This is a genomic window from Bradyrhizobium sp. Cp5.3, from assembly GCF_000426265.1.
Classification (GTDB): domain Bacteria; phylum Pseudomonadota; class Alphaproteobacteria; order Rhizobiales; family Xanthobacteraceae; genus Bradyrhizobium; species Bradyrhizobium neotropicale.
In genome coordinates this window covers 383,532-398,279 of the sequence record NZ_AUFA01000004.1, presented here as the reverse complement: position 1 = coordinate 398,279, position 14,748 = coordinate 383,532, and the positions used below count along the sequence as shown (strand labels likewise).

General features: G+C 64.4%; 15 protein-coding genes and 1 pseudogene. 8 read left to right on the top strand and 8 right to left on the bottom strand.

The window, feature by feature from the left end; translation table 11 throughout:
- Positions 1 to 274 precede the first annotated feature (274 nt).
- From K289_RS0109605 to K289_RS51475, 4 genes and pseudogenes are all read left to right on the top strand, one after another.
- Complete coding sequence (locus K289_RS0109605) at positions 275 to 1,870, top strand: NAD-dependent malic enzyme (RefSeq protein WP_027551305.1); 1,596 nt, start codon at positions 275 to 277, stop codon at positions 1,868 to 1,870.
- Between the two features lie 248 nt (positions 1,871 to 2,118).
- Positions 2,119 to 2,526, top strand: a pseudogene (locus K289_RS0109600) (DUF1501 domain-containing protein); the annotation flags it as partial.
- 351 nt (positions 2,527 to 2,877) lie between these two features.
- Positions 2,878 to 3,405 (top strand): septal ring lytic transglycosylase RlpA family protein, encoded by a 528-nt coding sequence (locus K289_RS0109590; RefSeq protein WP_027551303.1) that lies wholly within the window; start codon positions 2,878 to 2,880, stop codon positions 3,403 to 3,405.
- A 100-nt stretch (positions 3,406 to 3,505) separates the two neighbouring features.
- A complete protein-coding gene (locus K289_RS51475) occupies positions 3,506 to 3,661 on the top strand; it encodes a hypothetical protein (RefSeq protein WP_198024679.1) in 156 nt (51 codons plus the stop codon).
- Positions 3,662 to 3,730: 69 nt separating this feature from the next.
- Here the strand turns inward: K289_RS51475 and K289_RS0109580 are convergent, their stop codons facing one another.
- From K289_RS0109580 to K289_RS0109570, 3 genes are all read right to left on the bottom strand, one after another.
- Complete coding sequence (locus K289_RS0109580) at positions 3,731 to 4,036, bottom strand: hypothetical protein (protein ID WP_027551302.1); 306 nt, start codon at positions 4,034 to 4,036, stop codon at positions 3,731 to 3,733.
- Positions 4,037 to 4,148: 112 nt separating this feature from the next.
- Positions 4,149 to 4,424, bottom strand: a complete 276-nt coding sequence (locus K289_RS0109575) for a hypothetical protein (protein WP_027551301.1) — start codon at positions 4,422 to 4,424, stop codon at positions 4,149 to 4,151.
- A gap of 136 nt (positions 4,425 to 4,560) precedes the next feature.
- Complete coding sequence (locus K289_RS0109570) at positions 4,561 to 7,197, bottom strand: alpha/beta hydrolase fold domain-containing protein (RefSeq protein WP_027551300.1); 2,637 nt, start codon at positions 7,195 to 7,197, stop codon at positions 4,561 to 4,563.
- Positions 7,198 to 7,435: 238 nt separating this feature from the next.
- On the opposite strand from K289_RS0109570, the gene K289_RS0109565 reads away from it, so the two are divergent.
- Both K289_RS0109565 and K289_RS0109560 read left to right on the top strand, forming a co-directional pair.
- Positions 7,436 to 7,645 carry a hypothetical protein gene (locus K289_RS0109565; RefSeq protein WP_027551299.1) on the top strand — a complete coding sequence of 70 codons (210 nt, stop codon included), beginning with the start codon at positions 7,436 to 7,438 and terminating at the stop codon, positions 7,643 to 7,645.
- A gap of 86 nt (positions 7,646 to 7,731) precedes the next feature.
- Positions 7,732 to 9,198 (top strand): carboxylesterase/lipase family protein, encoded by a 1,467-nt coding sequence (locus K289_RS0109560; protein ID WP_027551298.1) that lies wholly within the window; start codon positions 7,732 to 7,734, stop codon positions 9,196 to 9,198.
- A gap of 23 nt (positions 9,199 to 9,221) precedes the next feature.
- On the opposite strand, the gene K289_RS0109555 is transcribed toward K289_RS0109560, so the two are convergent.
- Positions 9,222 to 9,401, bottom strand: a complete 180-nt coding sequence (locus tag K289_RS0109555) for a hypothetical protein (RefSeq protein WP_027551297.1) — start codon at positions 9,399 to 9,401, stop codon at positions 9,222 to 9,224.
- Between the two features lie 159 nt (positions 9,402 to 9,560).
- Between K289_RS0109555 and K289_RS0109550 the strand changes: the two genes are divergently transcribed.
- Entirely contained in the window at positions 9,561 to 10,358 is a 798-nt protein-coding gene (locus K289_RS0109550; protein WP_027551296.1) for a class III extradiol ring-cleavage dioxygenase, read from the top strand.
- A gap of 3 nt (positions 10,359 to 10,361) precedes the next feature.
- Here the strand turns inward: K289_RS0109550 and K289_RS0109545 are convergent, their stop codons facing one another.
- Genes K289_RS0109545 through glgC form a run of 3 tightly spaced genes read right to left on the bottom strand, consistent with a single transcriptional unit; the run spans position 10,362 to position 13,386 of the window.
- Positions 10,362 to 10,622 carry a SemiSWEET transporter gene (locus K289_RS0109545; RefSeq protein WP_027551295.1) on the bottom strand — a complete coding sequence of 87 codons (261 nt, stop codon included), beginning with the start codon at positions 10,620 to 10,622 and terminating at the stop codon, positions 10,362 to 10,364.
- A gap of 50 nt (positions 10,623 to 10,672) precedes the next feature.
- Positions 10,673 to 12,127, bottom strand: coding sequence for a glycogen synthase GlgA (gene glgA / locus K289_RS0109540; RefSeq protein ID WP_027551294.1), 1,455 nt, complete (start codon positions 12,125 to 12,127; stop codon positions 10,673 to 10,675).
- Positions 12,124 to 13,386 (bottom strand): glucose-1-phosphate adenylyltransferase, encoded by a 1,263-nt coding sequence (glgC, locus tag K289_RS0109535; protein ID WP_027551293.1) that lies wholly within the window; start codon positions 13,384 to 13,386, stop codon positions 12,124 to 12,126. The genes glgA and glgC overlap by 4 nt, the downstream gene beginning before the upstream one ends.
- 384 nt (positions 13,387 to 13,770) lie before the next feature.
- On the opposite strand from glgC, the gene K289_RS0109530 reads away from it, so the two are divergent.
- Positions 13,771 to 14,199, top strand: coding sequence for a hypothetical protein (locus K289_RS0109530; RefSeq protein WP_027551292.1), 429 nt, complete (start codon positions 13,771 to 13,773; stop codon positions 14,197 to 14,199).
- A gap of 227 nt (positions 14,200 to 14,426) precedes the next feature.
- On the opposite strand, the gene K289_RS0109520 is transcribed toward K289_RS0109530, so the two are convergent.
- Positions 14,427 to 14,606, bottom strand: a complete 180-nt coding sequence (locus K289_RS0109520; protein WP_027551291.1) for a hypothetical protein — start codon at positions 14,604 to 14,606, stop codon at positions 14,427 to 14,429.
- Between the last annotated feature and the right edge of the window lie 142 nt (positions 14,607 to 14,748).

The window sequence follows — 14,748 nt, the reverse complement described above, 5'->3', positions numbered from 1 at the left end:
ATTCATGGTTCGCGACGCGCGTTCCGCGCGCCTCACCATGAGGGCGACGAGTTTGCGGCGTTAACTTTGTCGTCGCATGCAACTTGCGGTCTTTACGGAAATCTCGCTGCGGTGCGAGATCACAATCGACGCATGCGTGGCAACGTCCTTGATCTCCAGGGTGTGGTGGCCGACAATGTTCGCGGTTCAATAAGAAACTCCCTGGGGGGAATTCGTGAATAGACCTAACCGGGTTAGTGCCCACTCGACACCATCTTCCACCGCGCTGCAGGGCATGACGCTGCTTCGCGATCCCTTGCTCAACAAGGGCACCGCCTTCACCGAACAGGAGCGCGCCGCGCTCGGCTTGCGCGGTTTGCTGCCGCCCTGCGTGCTGACCATGGAAACGCAGGCGGAGCGCGTGCTCACCAATTTGCGCACGCTGCCGACCGACCTGGAAAAATACGTTGCGCTGAACGCGCTGCATGACCGCAACGAGGCGCTGTTCTTCCGCGTCGTCTGCGACAATATCGACGAGATCCAGCCGATCATCTACACGCCGACGGTTGGGCTCGCCTGCCAGAAATATGGCCTGATCTTCCAGCGGCCGCGCGGCATGTTCATCTCCTCGCGCGATCGCGGCCAGATCGCCGAGATCCTTAAGAACTGGCCCTATCCGGCGAAACTCATCGTCGTGACCGACGGCGAGCGCATCCTCGGTCTCGGCGACCTCGGCGCCAACGGCATGGGCATCCCGGTCGGCAAACTCTCGCTCTATTCGGCCTGTGCGGGCGTGCATCCGGAGCAATGCCTGCCGATCGTGCTCGATGTCGGCACCAACAACGAAGAGCTGCTGAACGATCCCTATTATCTCGGGCTGCGCGAGCGGCGGCTCACGGGCGAGGCCTATGACAGCTTCGTGGACGAGTTCATGCAGGCCGCGCGAAAGACGTTTCCGGGCGTGCTGATCCAGTTCGAGGATTTCGCCAACCATTCGGCATTCAAGCTGCTGCACAAATATCGGGACGAAGCCTGCGTCTTCAACGACGATATCCAGGGCACGGCGGCGGTCGCGCTCGCCGGTCTGTTCTCGGCGCTGCGAGTCAGCGGCGGCAAGCTCAGGGACCAGAAGATCCTGTTCCTCGGCGCGGGCGAGGCGGCGACCGGGATCGCCGATCTCGTTGTCTCCGCCATGATGGCGGAGGGCGCCACGGAGGCCGAAGCGCTCCGGCGCAACTGGCTGGTGGATTCCCGCGGCCTCGTCGTTGCGGGACGTGCGGGCCTTTCCGGCCACAAGCTCCGCTATGCCCATGCCGACCAGGCGCCGATCACCGACTTCCTCGCTGCCATCAAGACGCTGAAGCCGACGGCGATCATCGGTGTCGCTGCAGTCGGCGGCGCCTTCACGCCCGACGTGCTCAAGGCGATGGCCGAGCTCAACAAGCATCCGATCGTGTTCGCGCTCTCCAACCCGACCTCGAAGGCGGAATGCTCGGCGGAGGATGCCTATCGCTACACCGAGGGCCGCGCGCTGTTCGCCTGCGGCAGCCCCTATGATTCCGTGACGCTCAACGGCCGCACCTTCGTGCCGCGCCAGGGCAATAATTCCTACATCTTCCCTGGCGTCGGCCTCGGCGTCATCGCCAGCGGTTCGCGATTGGTAACGGACGAGATGTTCATGGCCGCGGCCCACACGCTCGCCGATTGCGTCGGCAAGGAGGACCTCGCGCAAGGCAGCCTCTACCCGGCGCTGCCCCGCATCCGCGAGGTCTCCGCGCGCATTGCCGCTGCCGTCGCGCAAGTGGCCTATCAGCGCGGGCTCGCCGATGGTCCCGCGCCCAACGACGTGATGGCCCAGGTCTCGTCGCAGATGTACGAGCCGCATTACTGAGCGTCGGGCCAAATCCAACCGCATATGATGCGGGCGCTAAGTGCGCTGACGCTTCCACATCGTCATGGCCGGGCTTGTCCCGGCCATCCACGCGTTGCCTGCGGTACGAACAACGTGGATGCCCGGGACAAGCCCGGGCATGACGACCTCCTGAAGTTTGGCATATGCGATCAAGCCGACCTCGGCCGGACGGTGGTTTAGGTCAGCACGGCGATACCATTTCAGGTAGAATCGCCGTTGCGCGGCGCGAAGGCGCGGCTTCGGGCCAGCTCTTCAATCTGCTCGGCGCACTCGACGGTGCCTTCGCTTCAATCGAAAGCAACATGGGCGAAGCCTGGCACGAGACCGTGGTCGCCGTCGTCACCGAATTCGGGCGCACCGCCCGCATCAACGGGACGGGCGGAACGGACCACGGCACCGGCACAGTCGCCTTCCTCGCAGGCGGTGCGCTCGCCGGTGGCCGCGTGATCGTGGACTGGCCGGGGCTGAAGCCGGCGCAGCTGTTCGAGGACCGCGATCTCAAGCCCACCATCGATCTGCGCGCCGTGCTCAAGGGCCTGCTCAAGGATCATCTGCGCGTCGAGGAGAATCTGCTCGCCAGCGCCGTCTTCCCCGACAGCGTAGATGTCAGGCCGATGGGAGGTCTCGTCGGCTGACGCGTTCAACGGATCGGGTTCGTGATGTGCACATTGGCGCAACGAGAGCTCGACTTTCTCGCCAGCCTGACGACTCGCTGGCAATGGCTCTACCGACGCGAGCTCGTGCGCATCCTTAAGAAGCACTCGCTGGCCCGTAAGCCCGGCGCAGCGCTCGTGCTGTGACGTTGCGACTTGTCTTGCGTCGAGTTATTGGCCGGTTCGGTGGGAACCTGTCCCGATTCAGGACATAAACTGTGATGGAATCGTCACAGCCGGCCCGAAACGACGGTCGCCTCAGGCCTGCTTTCCTTCCGACAAGGTTCTGCCCCCATTGCCGAACGAACCTAGGGTTGTTCGGAGGGGCGTATCATGTCTCGCTATGCACATACCGAAAGTGCCCGGATTTCTCCCGCAACCTCATGCCGGCTTCTGCTCGCCGTGATCGGCGCCGCTTCCCTCGCCGCGTGCGCGCAATCGCCGGCCGGCCGCCAGGCGGCCTCTGGATTTGTCGGAACCAGCCGCCAGGCCACCGTCGAGCGGCCTCATAGGGTTGCAGCCCTGCATACTCGGCCGATCAGGCGTGCGCGCGCGCCGGTCGATCGAGGCAATGCCACGGAGACAGCCGCGCACGGCGTTGCCAGCTTCTACTCGGACACGGAGACCGCGAGCGGCGAGAAGTACGACAAGAACGAATTGACCGCGGCGCATCCGACCCTGCCGTTCGGGACGCGCCTGCGCGTCACTGATGTCTCCAGCGGCCGTTCCGTCACCGTCAGGGTCAACGATCGCGGGCCCTATGTCCGGGGGCGCGTTGTCGACCTTACCCCTTCTGCTGCCGCCGCACTCGGCATGGAGGACAAGGGCATCACCAATGTCCGGCTCGACGTGGTGCGATAGACGTAGTCGATCGACATTGAGCACCGCGCGCTTAACCGGCTATTAGCCGCTCTGACGCACCATGGGTGCCCAACAAATCGGGCTCTCGGGGAGACGGCGCTTGAACACGATCCAGTATCTCGAAGATCAGGCCGCGCGCGCCGAACGGCTGGCCAAACGGATCACGGATACGCGGACGATCGAACAGCTCCTGACCTTCGCCGGCGAACGCCGCCGCGAGATCGAGGTGATCGCCGGCAGATATCAGCGCGCCTAACTCCGGTCGCTCCAGGCGTCGTTTTGTGCGGGCTTGCGGATTTGGCCGGGCCGATGCGATCGTGGGCGATCAGCTATGGCTCTCGACGAAATCGCTGAGATAGTCGGGCAGCGTGACGCCGTCGATGTCGCAGCGCGCCTGGATTTCGCCGGCGATCTCGGTCGAGATGTCCTTCATCCAATGTTCGAGCGTGTTGAAGGAAATCACCTGGATAGGATCGTGGAAGCAGCCGGCGACGAGTTCGTCGATCGTGACTTCGATGTCGCTTCGTTCAATGCGGATTTCTGTCGCCCTGTCGAGACGGTCGACCACCACGAATATGGTTTGATCGGCGCCATAAGGCACGATCGGGGATGATACGTCCGCTTCAAGCATCGTAGGCACTCACGCCATTTTCCGATGCACTGATAACGGGAAAATCCGGCAGAAGGTTCCTACTGTCGCGCGAAGCTTGTCGTGCGCTGCAAACGACAGCAGCCGCACGCGATCAGAGAAATTCCCGTAAGCGTGACAGCTCGGCGATGTGCTCTGGCGACAGGATTGCCGTGACCAGTGGCGGCTGCGGCGTTGCGCGGATCTCATAGAGGTGCCGGGTTGCCGCAGGTTTGCCCATGAAGGCCGAAATGCACTGATCGAGCGTGCCTTCGATCACTTGATAGGAGGTACGATCCGGCCGGCGCTGATTGCCGAGCGAAGGCCATTTGTACAGTACGGCGGCCGCGCTGAAATTGACCTTGGAATCACTGAAAGACGCGTCTCCCATCGCACTCCCCCTCACGCAAAAAGAACCCCAGCACGCGTGCCTTGCGTGCCGGGGCCCACACATCTATCGCTGCATCTCAATGCCACGCGCTGCTAACGTGGCGGCCGGGAAATGGTTCCCGGCAGTCCGTCACCGGTTAACTCGCAGCCGCCGCGATCTTGTAAAATCCCGCGAAGCGCCTCAGCGCCTCGGCCATCTGCACCCGGCCCGGCACGCCGGTGATCACCACGTCGACCATGGTGAAGGACGAGTGGAAATGACCGCGCGCCTTGAGCTGCTCGACCGGCACTCCGGCGGCCGCGAGCGCTTCGGCATAGGCGATCCCCTCGTCGCGCAGGGGATCGAACTCACAGGTGACGATGAAGGCCGGCGGCAGGCCCGCGACCTTGCCGCGCAGCGGCGAGACGCGCGGATCGGTGCGGTCGGCCGGTGAGCAGTAGAGGTCCCAGAACCAGTACATCAGCGAGCGCGTCAGGAAATAGCCGGTCGCATTGTCGTTGTAGGACGGCCGTTCGTAGGTGCAGTCGGTGACCGGGCATATCAGGAGCTGACCGGAGATCTCCGGGCCGCCACGGTCGCGCGCGAGCTGGCACGTGACGGCAGCGATATTGCCGCCGGCGCTCCATCCCGCGACCAGCACGGCGCCGGGCGCGCCGCCGAGCTTGGCCGCGTGTTCGGCGATCCAGCGTGTCGCGGCATAACCGTCCTCGGCCGCGGTCGGGAAGCGATGCTCGGGCGCATGGCGATAGCCGACGCTGACGAAGATCATGCCGGTTCGCCGCACCATGTCGCGGCAGAACGGATCGTCGGACTGCTCGTCGCCGAGCACCCAGCCGCCGCCATGGAAATAGACCACGACCGGATGCGGCCCCGGCGTCGCCGGTCGATACAGCCGATAGGGTAGCGGACCGTCGCTGCCGGGCAGGGTGCCATCGACGATTTCGCCGACAGGGCGTCCCGCAGGCCGCAATTTGTTGAACTCGTTGACGAAGGCGCGCGCGCCAAGCGCGCCCATCGACTCGATCGGCGGCAGGTTCAACTGCCCGAGCAGGTTCAGCACCAGCCGGACATCCGGCTGCAGGCGCACGATCTCGCCGTCATTGCATTGCGCGGCGCCGCCGGCGCCGGTGAGCCTGAAGCCGAGCATGCCGCGGCCGACGACCTCCTCGCAGATGCTGCGATAGGGACCGACGCCGCCGGTATAGGGCATCAGCGCGTGCACCTTGCCGGGCACGTTGGCGCCCGTGTACCAGGTGTTGGCGAGCCGGTGCAGCGTCAGCATCGAGCAGTCGGCCATGTGCTGGCCCCAGCCGGCCTGCGCCGTCTCGGTGGCCTCGATGGTGGAAAAGCCGGTGTCGCGAAGCGCGGCGAGGCGGTCGACGATCCAGTCGACATGCTGCTCGATCGACACCGCCATGTTCGACAGCACCGACGGGCTGCCGGGCCCGGTGATCATGAAGAAGTTCGGGAAGCCCGCGACCGTGAGCCCGAGATAAGTCTGCGGCCCCTGCGCCCAGACGTCGGACAGCGACTTGCCGCCACGTCCCGTGATCGGATGCACGGCGCGGATCGCGCCGGTCATGGCGTCGAAGCCGGTTGCGAACACGATCACGTCGACGTCGAAGCTGCGCTTGTCGGTCACAATGCCGCCGGCGGTGATCGCCTTGATCGGCTCCTGGCGCAGATTGACTAGCGTGACGTTCGGCCGGTTGTAGGTCGCGTAGTAATTGGTGTCGAGGCAGGGACGTTTTGCGCCGAACGGATGATCGTGCGGCATCAAGGCGGCCGCCGTTTCGGGATCCTTCACGATCGTCGTGATCTTCTCGCGGATCAGGTCGCAGATCAGCGCGTTGCCGTCGAAGTCGACGGCCTGGTCGGCCCAGAGCTGCGTCAGGATGTAGACGAGGTCGCCCTTGCCCCAGGCCTCTTCGAAGCGCGCACGGCGCTCGGCATCGCTGAGCTGCCAGCTCACCGCGGTCTGCTGCGGATAGGGGACGCCCGCCATCGACTGGCGCGCCTGCTCGCGATAGGCGGCACGGTCGCCCTGCAACAGGCTCATGCGATCCTCCGGCGCCGGCCCGTTGTGCGCCGGCAGCGCGAAATTCGGCGTGCGCTGGAACACGGTGAGATGCGCGGCCTGCTCGGCAATCAGCGGAATTGACTGGATGCCGGAGGAGCCCGTGCCGATCACGGCGATGCGCTTGCCCGCAAGGTTGACGCCCTCATGCGGCCAGCGCCCGGTGAAGTAAACCGCGCCCTGGAAATCCTTGACGCCGTCGATCTCCGGCGGCTTCGGTGCCGAGAGGCAGCCGGTTGCCATGATGTAATAGCGGCAGGAGACGGGTGCACCGTTGTCGGTGCCGAGCCGCCAGCGTTCGGCCGCTTCGTCCCACTTGGCTTCCGTGACCTTGGTCTTGAAACGGATGTCGCGGCGCAGATCGTAACGGTCAGCGACGAAGCCGAGATAGCGCAGGATCTCCGGCTGGGTCGCGTATTTCTCCGACCAGGTCCAGGCCGTCTCGAGCTCGGGATCGAAGGTGTAGCTGTAGTCGATGGTCTGGATGTCGCAGCGCGCGCCGGGATAGCGGTTCCAGTACCAGGTGCCGCCGACATCGCCGGCCTCTTCCAGCGCGACGGTCGAGAAGCCGGCCTTGCGCAGCCGGTGCAGGAGATAGAGGCCGGCAAAGCCGGCGCCGACCACGGCGACATCGACCTGCTGGATGGCTCCGCTTGCGGCGTCAGAGGCACGTGCAGCGACCATTGCGTCAGGCATGGCATTCCTCCCGTGCGTTTTGTTTTGCCGGCAGGCTATCGCTGCAGGCCCGGCTTGTCATTTGAGCAATTTCAATCTTCGGTAGTCGTTTGGAGCGGTACCGCGGCAACGCGAAGGTCATGGAGATACACGCGTCGCGACGCACAACGGCGCCATATGCGTGATTTTCCGGACTAATCAGGCGGGATGCTTCTGTGTACGCTGCGTTTTTCGTCACCCATGCGTACCGACCGGCGCCATGACAGAGTTGAGCGAGCGAACCAAAGCCAACATGGACGTCGTCCTGGAGGAGACGTGCCGCCAATTGCCGCACGGCGGCGATCACGACAGCCGCAGATTCATCGCCGAGAACCTGATCAAGGCGGCGCAATCCGGGCACTCGACGCTCGGTGAACTCGGCATCGTCGCGCGGCGCGCGCTCGCCGAGCTCACCAGCAAGCACAGCTAGGCTCGACGTCGCGTCGGGCTTGCCTCGCCGCAGCCTGCGGACGTAACTTCTCGAGGAACCATTCCGCGCATCGAGATCCTCCGAAGATGCGGTCCTTGCTTGCGCTCGCTCTGGCTACCGCAATCCTGTGCTGCGCCGGCCTCGCCGCGGCCCAGCCGGTCGGCCAGTTTCCATTTGCGCTGACGCGCGAAGGACAGATGCTCGGCGCCGTCGAAGGCGAGGTCGCCTCCTTCAAGGGACTCGCCTATGCCGCGCCGCCGGTCGGCCCGCTGCGCTGGCGCCCGCCGCAAGCCACGGCGGAGAGCTCGGACATGCGGACCGCCTATGATTTCGGCTCGTCTTGTCTGCAACCGTCCTTGCAGGACACGAGCGAGGATTGCCTCACGCTCAACGTGTTTCGTCCTTTCGGGGTGGACGGCCCGCTGCCGGTGATGGTGTTCATCCACGGTGGCGCGTTCGTCTCTGGCACCGCCAACGATCCGCTGTTCGATGGCGCAAAGCTCGCGCAGGCCGGGCTCATCGTGGTGTCCGTGAATTATCGCCTCGGCGCGCTCGGCTGGCTCAGCCATCCCGCGCTGTCGGAAGGCGGCTCCGGCAATTTTGGACTGATGGACCAGATCGCGGCGCTGCATTGGGTTCACGACAACATCGCGGCGTTCGGCGGCGATCCAGCCAACGTCACCCTGTTCGGCAGCGGTGCGGGCGCGACATCGATCGCGCTGCTGATGCTGTGCAGAGAGGCGCGCGATCTGTTCCAGAAGGCGATTCTTCAATCTGTGCCCGGCCGCGCGCGCCTGCGCTCGCAGCAGGAGACGGAGACGCTTGGTAGCCAGTTCGTTACCGCGCTCGGGCAGGATGGCAACAGGACCGATCCGCGCGCGATCGAGCCCGACCGCCTGCTGGCCGCCGAAAAACGCCTGCTTGCAAAATCCGCACGCTACGCGCCGACCGCCGACGGAGTCCTGGCCGCGGAAGACATCGCCGCAGGGTTTGCTGCCGGCCATGAAGGCCGCATTCCCCTGATCATCGGCTCGAACGATGACGAGACGCGTTTCGACAGCGAGCGCGATGTGAAAGACGAGCTTGCATCCTCCGGCACCGGCATCGACGAGCTGCGCAAGCTCTATCCTGATGTCGCCAAGCCGTCGGACCTCGCGGCACGCTTCTACACCGACAAGGTCTACTCCGAACCGGTGCGATTGCTGTCGCGCCTGCACGCCGCGAGCGGCGCGCCGACCTTCCGCTATCGCTTCGCCTACGTTCCCGAAGCCCGGCGCGGAAATCCGGAGGAGGGGCACGGGCGCGAGCTGCAGTTCATCTTCGGCGTCGAGGGCCTGCCGGGTGCGGGCATCTTCACGCGACGGGATCGCGAAGTCGCGAGCCGCTTGCGCGCCTACTGGATCAACTTCGCCAGAAGCGGCGATCCCAACGGCCCGGACCTGCCGCATTGGGATGCGGCTGCGAAGGACGATCGTCTGCTGCTGATCACGAATGATCACATCACGAGCGGCGACGACGCCTGGTCAGAGCGTCTCGACCGGCTCGTTCGATAGAGATTCGAAAAGGAGGTTTGGATTTATGCCGCGAGTTCGACGCGCGGTGCGGGCGTCAGGCGGTCTTCCTCCAGATAGTCCATCGCGCCGTCCTTCTCGACGGCGTAGAACTGCTGGCCTTCCCTCGACTTGAAGGCGGCGCGAACCACGCCGCGGCGGCCCTTGTCACTGTTGACGACGTCCCCCAGCGAAAACTTCCTCATCTTTCGTCCTGCTTGTCTTCTGGCCGAGTGCTTCGGCCACGCCGGGGATTGTGAGCGGCAAATCGTTAACGGCTTGCTAACCATACCGGTTTGCCTATGCTCGCCGCCGCTGGCGCGGGTGTAACACGCGCATGTTGCGAAACAGACGAGCCGACATCCATGACGCGATTTCCAACCTTCTTCCTGTCGCATGGCGGCGGCCCCTGGCCGTTCATGGAGGACAGGCGGGTGCAATATGCAAAGACCGCCGAGGAGTTCAGGCGGTTGCCGCAGCTTCTGCCGGCAAGACCGAAGGCGGTGCTCGTCATCACCGGCCATTGGGAGACCGATGCGTTCACCGTGTCGACCTCGGCGCATCCGCCGATGGTGTATGACTATTACGGCTTCCCCGAGCACACCTATCACCTGAAATACCCGGCGCCCGGTCAACCCGAGCTCGCCGCCGAGGTGAGGGCATTGCTCGTGCGCGCCGGCGTCGATTGCCGCGAGGATGCCAATCAGGGTTTTGACCACGGCACCTTCGTGCCGCTGGGCCTGATGTATCCGGACGCCGATATGCCGATCGTGCTGTTGTCGCTGAAGTCCGGCTACGACGCGGCTGAGCACATCAAGGTCGGGCAGGCGATCGCCTCGCTGCGCGATGCCGGCATTCTGATCGTCGGCAGCGGGCTCACCTATCACAACATGCGCGGTTTCGGCCGACCGGAGTCGAAGCCGGTGTCGTACGAGTTCGAAGCCTATCTGAATGATGCGATCAGCCAGCCGGATCCGGCGCGCCGCAACGCGATGCTGATCGACTGGCAGAACGCGCCGAGCGCGCGGCTTGCGCATCCGCGGGAGGATCATCTGCTGCCGCTGATGGTGGTGGCCGGCGCCGCCGGTAGCGACGTCGGCCAGCGTCTGTTCCTCGACGAGGTCGCAAGCGTCGCGATGGCGTCATACGCATTCGGTGGATGATCGTCAGCCGTATTTCAGCTTCATGAACAGGATGCCGCCGGCGAGCAGCATCGTGACGGCGTTGGCGGCGACCAGTGGGGCATCGCCCGAGAGCAGACCGTAGACGAGCCAGAGTGCGAGGCCGAGCACCATGACCAGGAACATGCCGAGCGAGATGTCCCTCGCCGAGCGCGTCTTCCAGACCTTGATGAATTGCGGCGCGTAAGCGACGGTGGTGCAGGTTGCAGCGGCAAAGCCGAGCAGCTTGATCGCGAAGGGTTCCATGCGGCTCTATAGCATGGATTCGACGATGGTGATGCGTCAGTCGAAATGCGTCACGGACGGCGCGCAGCGATGAGGTCGCGGTAGAGCGTGGCATAATCACCCGCCCGGTTGCGCCACGAGACGTCGGTGGCGAGGCCGCTCAGTTGCAGCCGCCGCCAGGTCAGCTTGTCATGGAAGGCGATATTGGCCTTGCGCAGCGTGCCTGCGAGCGCCTCCGCCGTCACCGGAGCGAACTTGAAGCCGGTGGCGTGGCCGGACCTGTCGGCCTCGCCGATATCGATGATGGTGTCCTCGAGGCCGCCGACGCGGGAGACGATGGGCGCGGCACCATAGCGCAGCGCGCAGAGCTGGGTCAGGCCGCACGGTTCGAATCGCGACGGCACGATGAGCGCATCCGAACCGGCCTGGATCAGATGCGCCAAGATCTCGTCATAGCCGATCACGACCGCGATCCGTCCTGGATTGGCGCGCGCGACGGCCTGATAGCGATCCTGGAGATCGCGGTCGCCGCTGCCCAATAGCGCAAGCTGCATGCCCTCGCTCAGGATGGTCGGGATCGCCTCGAGCAGGAGATCGAGGCCCTTCTGCCACGACAGCCGGCTGATGACGCCGAGCAGAGGCGTTTCCGGCGCAGATGCGAGATTGAACTGCTGCTGAAGCGCGGCCTTGTTCGCGGCCCGAAACGCCAGGTCCTGGGCGCTGAAGCGATAGGCGATGTGCGGATCTGTTTCCGGATTCCAGACCGAGATGTCGATGCCGTTGAGGATGCCGCTCAGGACGCTTGCGCGTTCGCGAAGAAGGCCGCCGAGTCCCATGCCGCCCTCGTCGCTCTGGATCTCATGGGCATAGGTCGGCGACACCGTGGTGATGCGGTCGGCGAATTGCAGGCCGGCTTTCAGGAAGCTGATGCCGCCGAAATATTCCAGGCTGTTGACGTTGAACGAGTCCCACGGCAGTCCGATGGCGCCGATCAGCTCGCGGTCGAACTTGCCCTGATAGGCCATGTTGTGAATGGTCATCACGGTGCCGGGCCGCGGTCGGTTGTCATAGTGCAGATAGGCGGGCGCGAGCCCCGCCTGCCAGTCGTGCGCGTGCACGATGTCGAGCACGAAGCCGGGGACGAGGCCGTGGCCGATATCGGCGGCGATGCGCGACAGCGCCGCGAAGCGGACGCCGTTGTCCGGCCAGTCGACGCCGTCGGCCGTGACGTAAGGGTTGCCCGGCCGCGCGTAGAGATGCGGCACGTCGAGCACGAACAGATCGAGCCCGTCGCGCGAGCCGGCGAGCAGGCGGCCCGGGCCGCCGAAATAGTCCGGCCAGCGCCGGATTTCCTCCGCGCCCGTGAGAACCCGCATCACGTCGGGATAGCCCGGCATCAGCGTGCGCATCTCGACGCCATGCGACTTCAGCGCGAGCGGCAGCGCGCCGGCGACATCCGCGAGGCCGCCGGTCTTGACGATGGGATAGACTTCAGAGGCGACCGCAAGGACGCGAACAGGCGTCATGTATTGAGCCTGTCGATCATCGGCTGGGTGATGAGCGAGATGCCCTGCTCGGTGGTGCGAAAGCGCTTGGCGTCGAACTCCGGATCTTCGCCGACGACGAGACCTTCGGGGATCTCGACGCCGCGGTCGATCACGACGTTCTTCAGCCGCGCGCCGCGGCCGACATTCACGTAGGGCATGATCACGGCGTTCTCGACATTGGCGTAGGAATTGACGCGCACGCCGGTAAACAGCAGCGAGCGGCGCAGCGACGCGCCGGAGATGATGCAGCCGCCGGAGACCAGCGAACTCACGGCCTGGCCGCGCCGGCTCTCCTCGTCGTGCACGAACTTGGCGGGCGGCGTGATCTCCGCATAGGACCAGATCGGCCAGGAGCGATCGAACAGATCGAGCTCCGGCACCACGTCAGTGAGGTCGATATTGGCGGCCCAATAGGCATCGACCGTGCCGGCATCGCGCCAGTAGGAGCGGTGGTCGTTGCCGGAACGGACGCAGGAGCTGGAGAACTGATGCGCGATCGCGCGGCCGTTCTTCACGATGTAGGGGATGATGTCCTTGCCGAAATCGTGGTTCGAGTTCGGATCCTCGGCGTCGCGCTTGAGCTCGTCGAACAGGAACTTGGCGTTGAAGACATAGATGCCCATGCTGGCGAGCGAGACGTTGGGCTTGCCCGGCATCGGCGGCGGATCGGCGGGCTTCTCGAGGAACGACTTGATCCAGCCATCCTCGTCGATGTGCATGATGCCGAACCCGGAGGATTCCGCGCGCGGCATTTCGAGGCAGCCGACCGTGACGTCGGCGCCGCTCTCGACATGCTGGCGCAGCATCACCTCGTAATCCATCTTGTAGATGTGGTCGCCGGCCAGCACCACGATGAAGCGGGCATTGTGCGACTCGATGATGTCGATGTTCTGGTAGACCGCGTCGGCCGTGCCGACATACCACATGTTCTCGGAGACGCGCTGGCTTGCCGGGAGGATGTCAAAGCTCTCGTTGCGCTCGGGACGGAAGAAATTCCAGCCCATCTGCAAGTGCCGGATCAGGCTGTGTGCCTTGTACTGGGTCGCGACCGCGATGCGGCGGATGCCGGAGTTGACGGCGTTCGACAGGGTGAAATCGATGATGCGCGACTTGCCGCCAAAATAGACCGCCGGCTTGGCGCGCCGGTCGGTCAATTCCAGCAGCCGGCTTCCCCGTCCGCCGGCCAAGACGAATGCCAGCGCCTGACGGGCGAGCGGCTCATTTCCCACGGCATTCATGTCATCCTCCCACTGACGTCTGGCGCGGGCCGAGGCCTTTTGTCGCGAGGAGCCTGTCGGCCCGGCGCCATTGGAACCGATAGTAACGGCACGAATAGTAAATCGAAAAGGTGGTTGTTGGTTGCGACCGTGCGGGAAGCTTAATGCTTTCGCCTTTAGCGACAGACCTTTGCCGTCGCAGCGGTGTCATATCCGCGCGGAAATAGACGTGTCGATCGAGGCTCGGAAAGACGCGGCGTCTGCGGCGAGGCTTGATCACGATTGAGGCAGGAGCAGGTCTCTTGTGCGCTGCACGCGAAATCGAGGCTTTGACTCAGCGCAAAGATACCCGATCATCGCGCGCGATCCTTTTCCAAGCGAAACGTCAAACAGGGAGTTACGACGATGAGTATCTGGAAAACGGCAATTGCCGGCTCGCTGGCGGTCACGGTGATCGTCGGTCAGGTGGAGCAGGCGTCGGCGGCGCCGATGCCGACCAATGTCGGAGCCATGAAGGCCGCGGCAGGCAATGACACCACGCGGGTGCATTGGCGTGGCGGCTGGGGCGGCGGTTGGGGATGGGGCCTGGGCGGCCTCGCGGCCGGCGCCATCATCGGCGGCGCCATCGCCGCCAGCACCGCACCTTACGGCTACTATGGTGGCGGTCCCTATTACGGCGGCTACGGATATCCGGGCCCTTATTACGGCTATGGTCCGGCCTACTATGGCTACGCGCCCACCTATGGCTATTACGGCGGCTACCGCCGCTATTATCGTCCATACTATTATGGCTACCACCGGCCGATGCGGTTCTATCATCGCGCGTATTGGTGATTAAACGCGCCGGCAAAGGCACCCGGTTCGAGCGGGGTGCCTGCCGAGCGGAAACGCTCCGATGCCTATACTGGCCGCGGACCGCTGAAAGCAGGTGGTCCGAGGGGCGGGCGCTTGCTCCGACTTGTGATCCGGTGCATGGCTGTGGGCACGTAGGCCCAAGAAAATCCCGATGCAGATCGCGACAATGATCGCGATGTCGATGCACCATTCGAGGGGGCCCGAGCTCATGGTAACGCGACCGCGGTGATGATGTCGGCTTCGGGCAGGCCGGGGCCGCCTGAGGCGAGATACAGCGCGATGAGGAAAATACGGCTGAGGATGGCGACGCTCAGCAGGACCTTGATATCGTATTGGCGAATGACAAGAGCAAAAGGTGCAATCGCCGGGCGTTTTGAAATGCTCATGGCCAACTCCTTGCCAAAATTCGGGCGTCGAGTGCCTGCTGACCGAAATTGACAGCGTGATGAGAGGTTGTCCGACACCTTCCTGAAATGACGATGCGCGATGCTAGTGCCGGCGCCAGGCGCAAGTCTTAAGCGTGTCCTT

What these genes read in the sequence shown, in the direction of transcription:
- K289_RS0109550 (WP_027551296.1), top strand. Translation starts at nt 9,561, where the DNA reads ATGACGCGATTTCCAACCTTCTTCCTGTCGCATGGCGGCGGCCCCTGG.
- K289_RS0109565 (WP_027551299.1), top strand. Translation starts at nt 7,436, where the DNA reads ATGACAGAGTTGAGCGAGCGAACCAAAGCCAACATGGACGTCGTCCTG.
- K289_RS0109545 (WP_027551295.1), bottom strand. Translation starts at nt 10,622, where the DNA reads ATGGAACCCTTCGCGATCAAGCTGCTCGGCTTTGCCGCTGCAACCTGC.
- glgA (WP_027551294.1), bottom strand. Translation starts at nt 12,127, where the DNA reads ATGACGCCTGTTCGCGTCCTTGCGGTCGCCTCTGAAGTCTATCCCATC.
- K289_RS0109560 (WP_027551298.1), top strand. Translation starts at nt 7,732, where the DNA reads ATGCGGTCCTTGCTTGCGCTCGCTCTGGCTACCGCAATCCTGTGCTGC.
- K289_RS0109580 (WP_027551302.1), bottom strand. Translation starts at nt 4,036, where the DNA reads ATGCTTGAAGCGGACGTATCATCCCCGATCGTGCCTTATGGCGCCGAT.
- K289_RS0109605 (WP_027551305.1), top strand. Translation starts at nt 275, where the DNA reads ATGACGCTGCTTCGCGATCCCTTGCTCAACAAGGGCACCGCCTTCACC.
- K289_RS0109520 (WP_027551291.1), bottom strand. Translation starts at nt 14,606, where the DNA reads ATGAGCATTTCAAAACGCCCGGCGATTGCACCTTTTGCTCTTGTCATT.
- K289_RS0109575 (WP_027551301.1), bottom strand. Translation starts at nt 4,424, where the DNA reads ATGGGAGACGCGTCTTTCAGTGATTCCAAGGTCAATTTCAGCGCGGCC.
- K289_RS0109555 (WP_027551297.1), bottom strand. Translation starts at nt 9,401, where the DNA reads ATGAGGAAGTTTTCGCTGGGGGACGTCGTCAACAGTGACAAGGGCCGC.
- K289_RS0109530 (WP_027551292.1), top strand. Translation starts at nt 13,771, where the DNA reads ATGAGTATCTGGAAAACGGCAATTGCCGGCTCGCTGGCGGTCACGGTG.
- glgC (WP_027551293.1), bottom strand. Translation starts at nt 13,386, where the DNA reads ATGAATGCCGTGGGAAATGAGCCGCTCGCCCGTCAGGCGCTGGCATTC.
- K289_RS0109590 (WP_027551303.1), top strand. Translation starts at nt 2,878, where the DNA reads ATGTCTCGCTATGCACATACCGAAAGTGCCCGGATTTCTCCCGCAACC.
- K289_RS0109570 (WP_027551300.1), bottom strand. Translation starts at nt 7,197, where the DNA reads ATGCCTGACGCAATGGTCGCTGCACGTGCCTCTGACGCCGCAAGCGGA.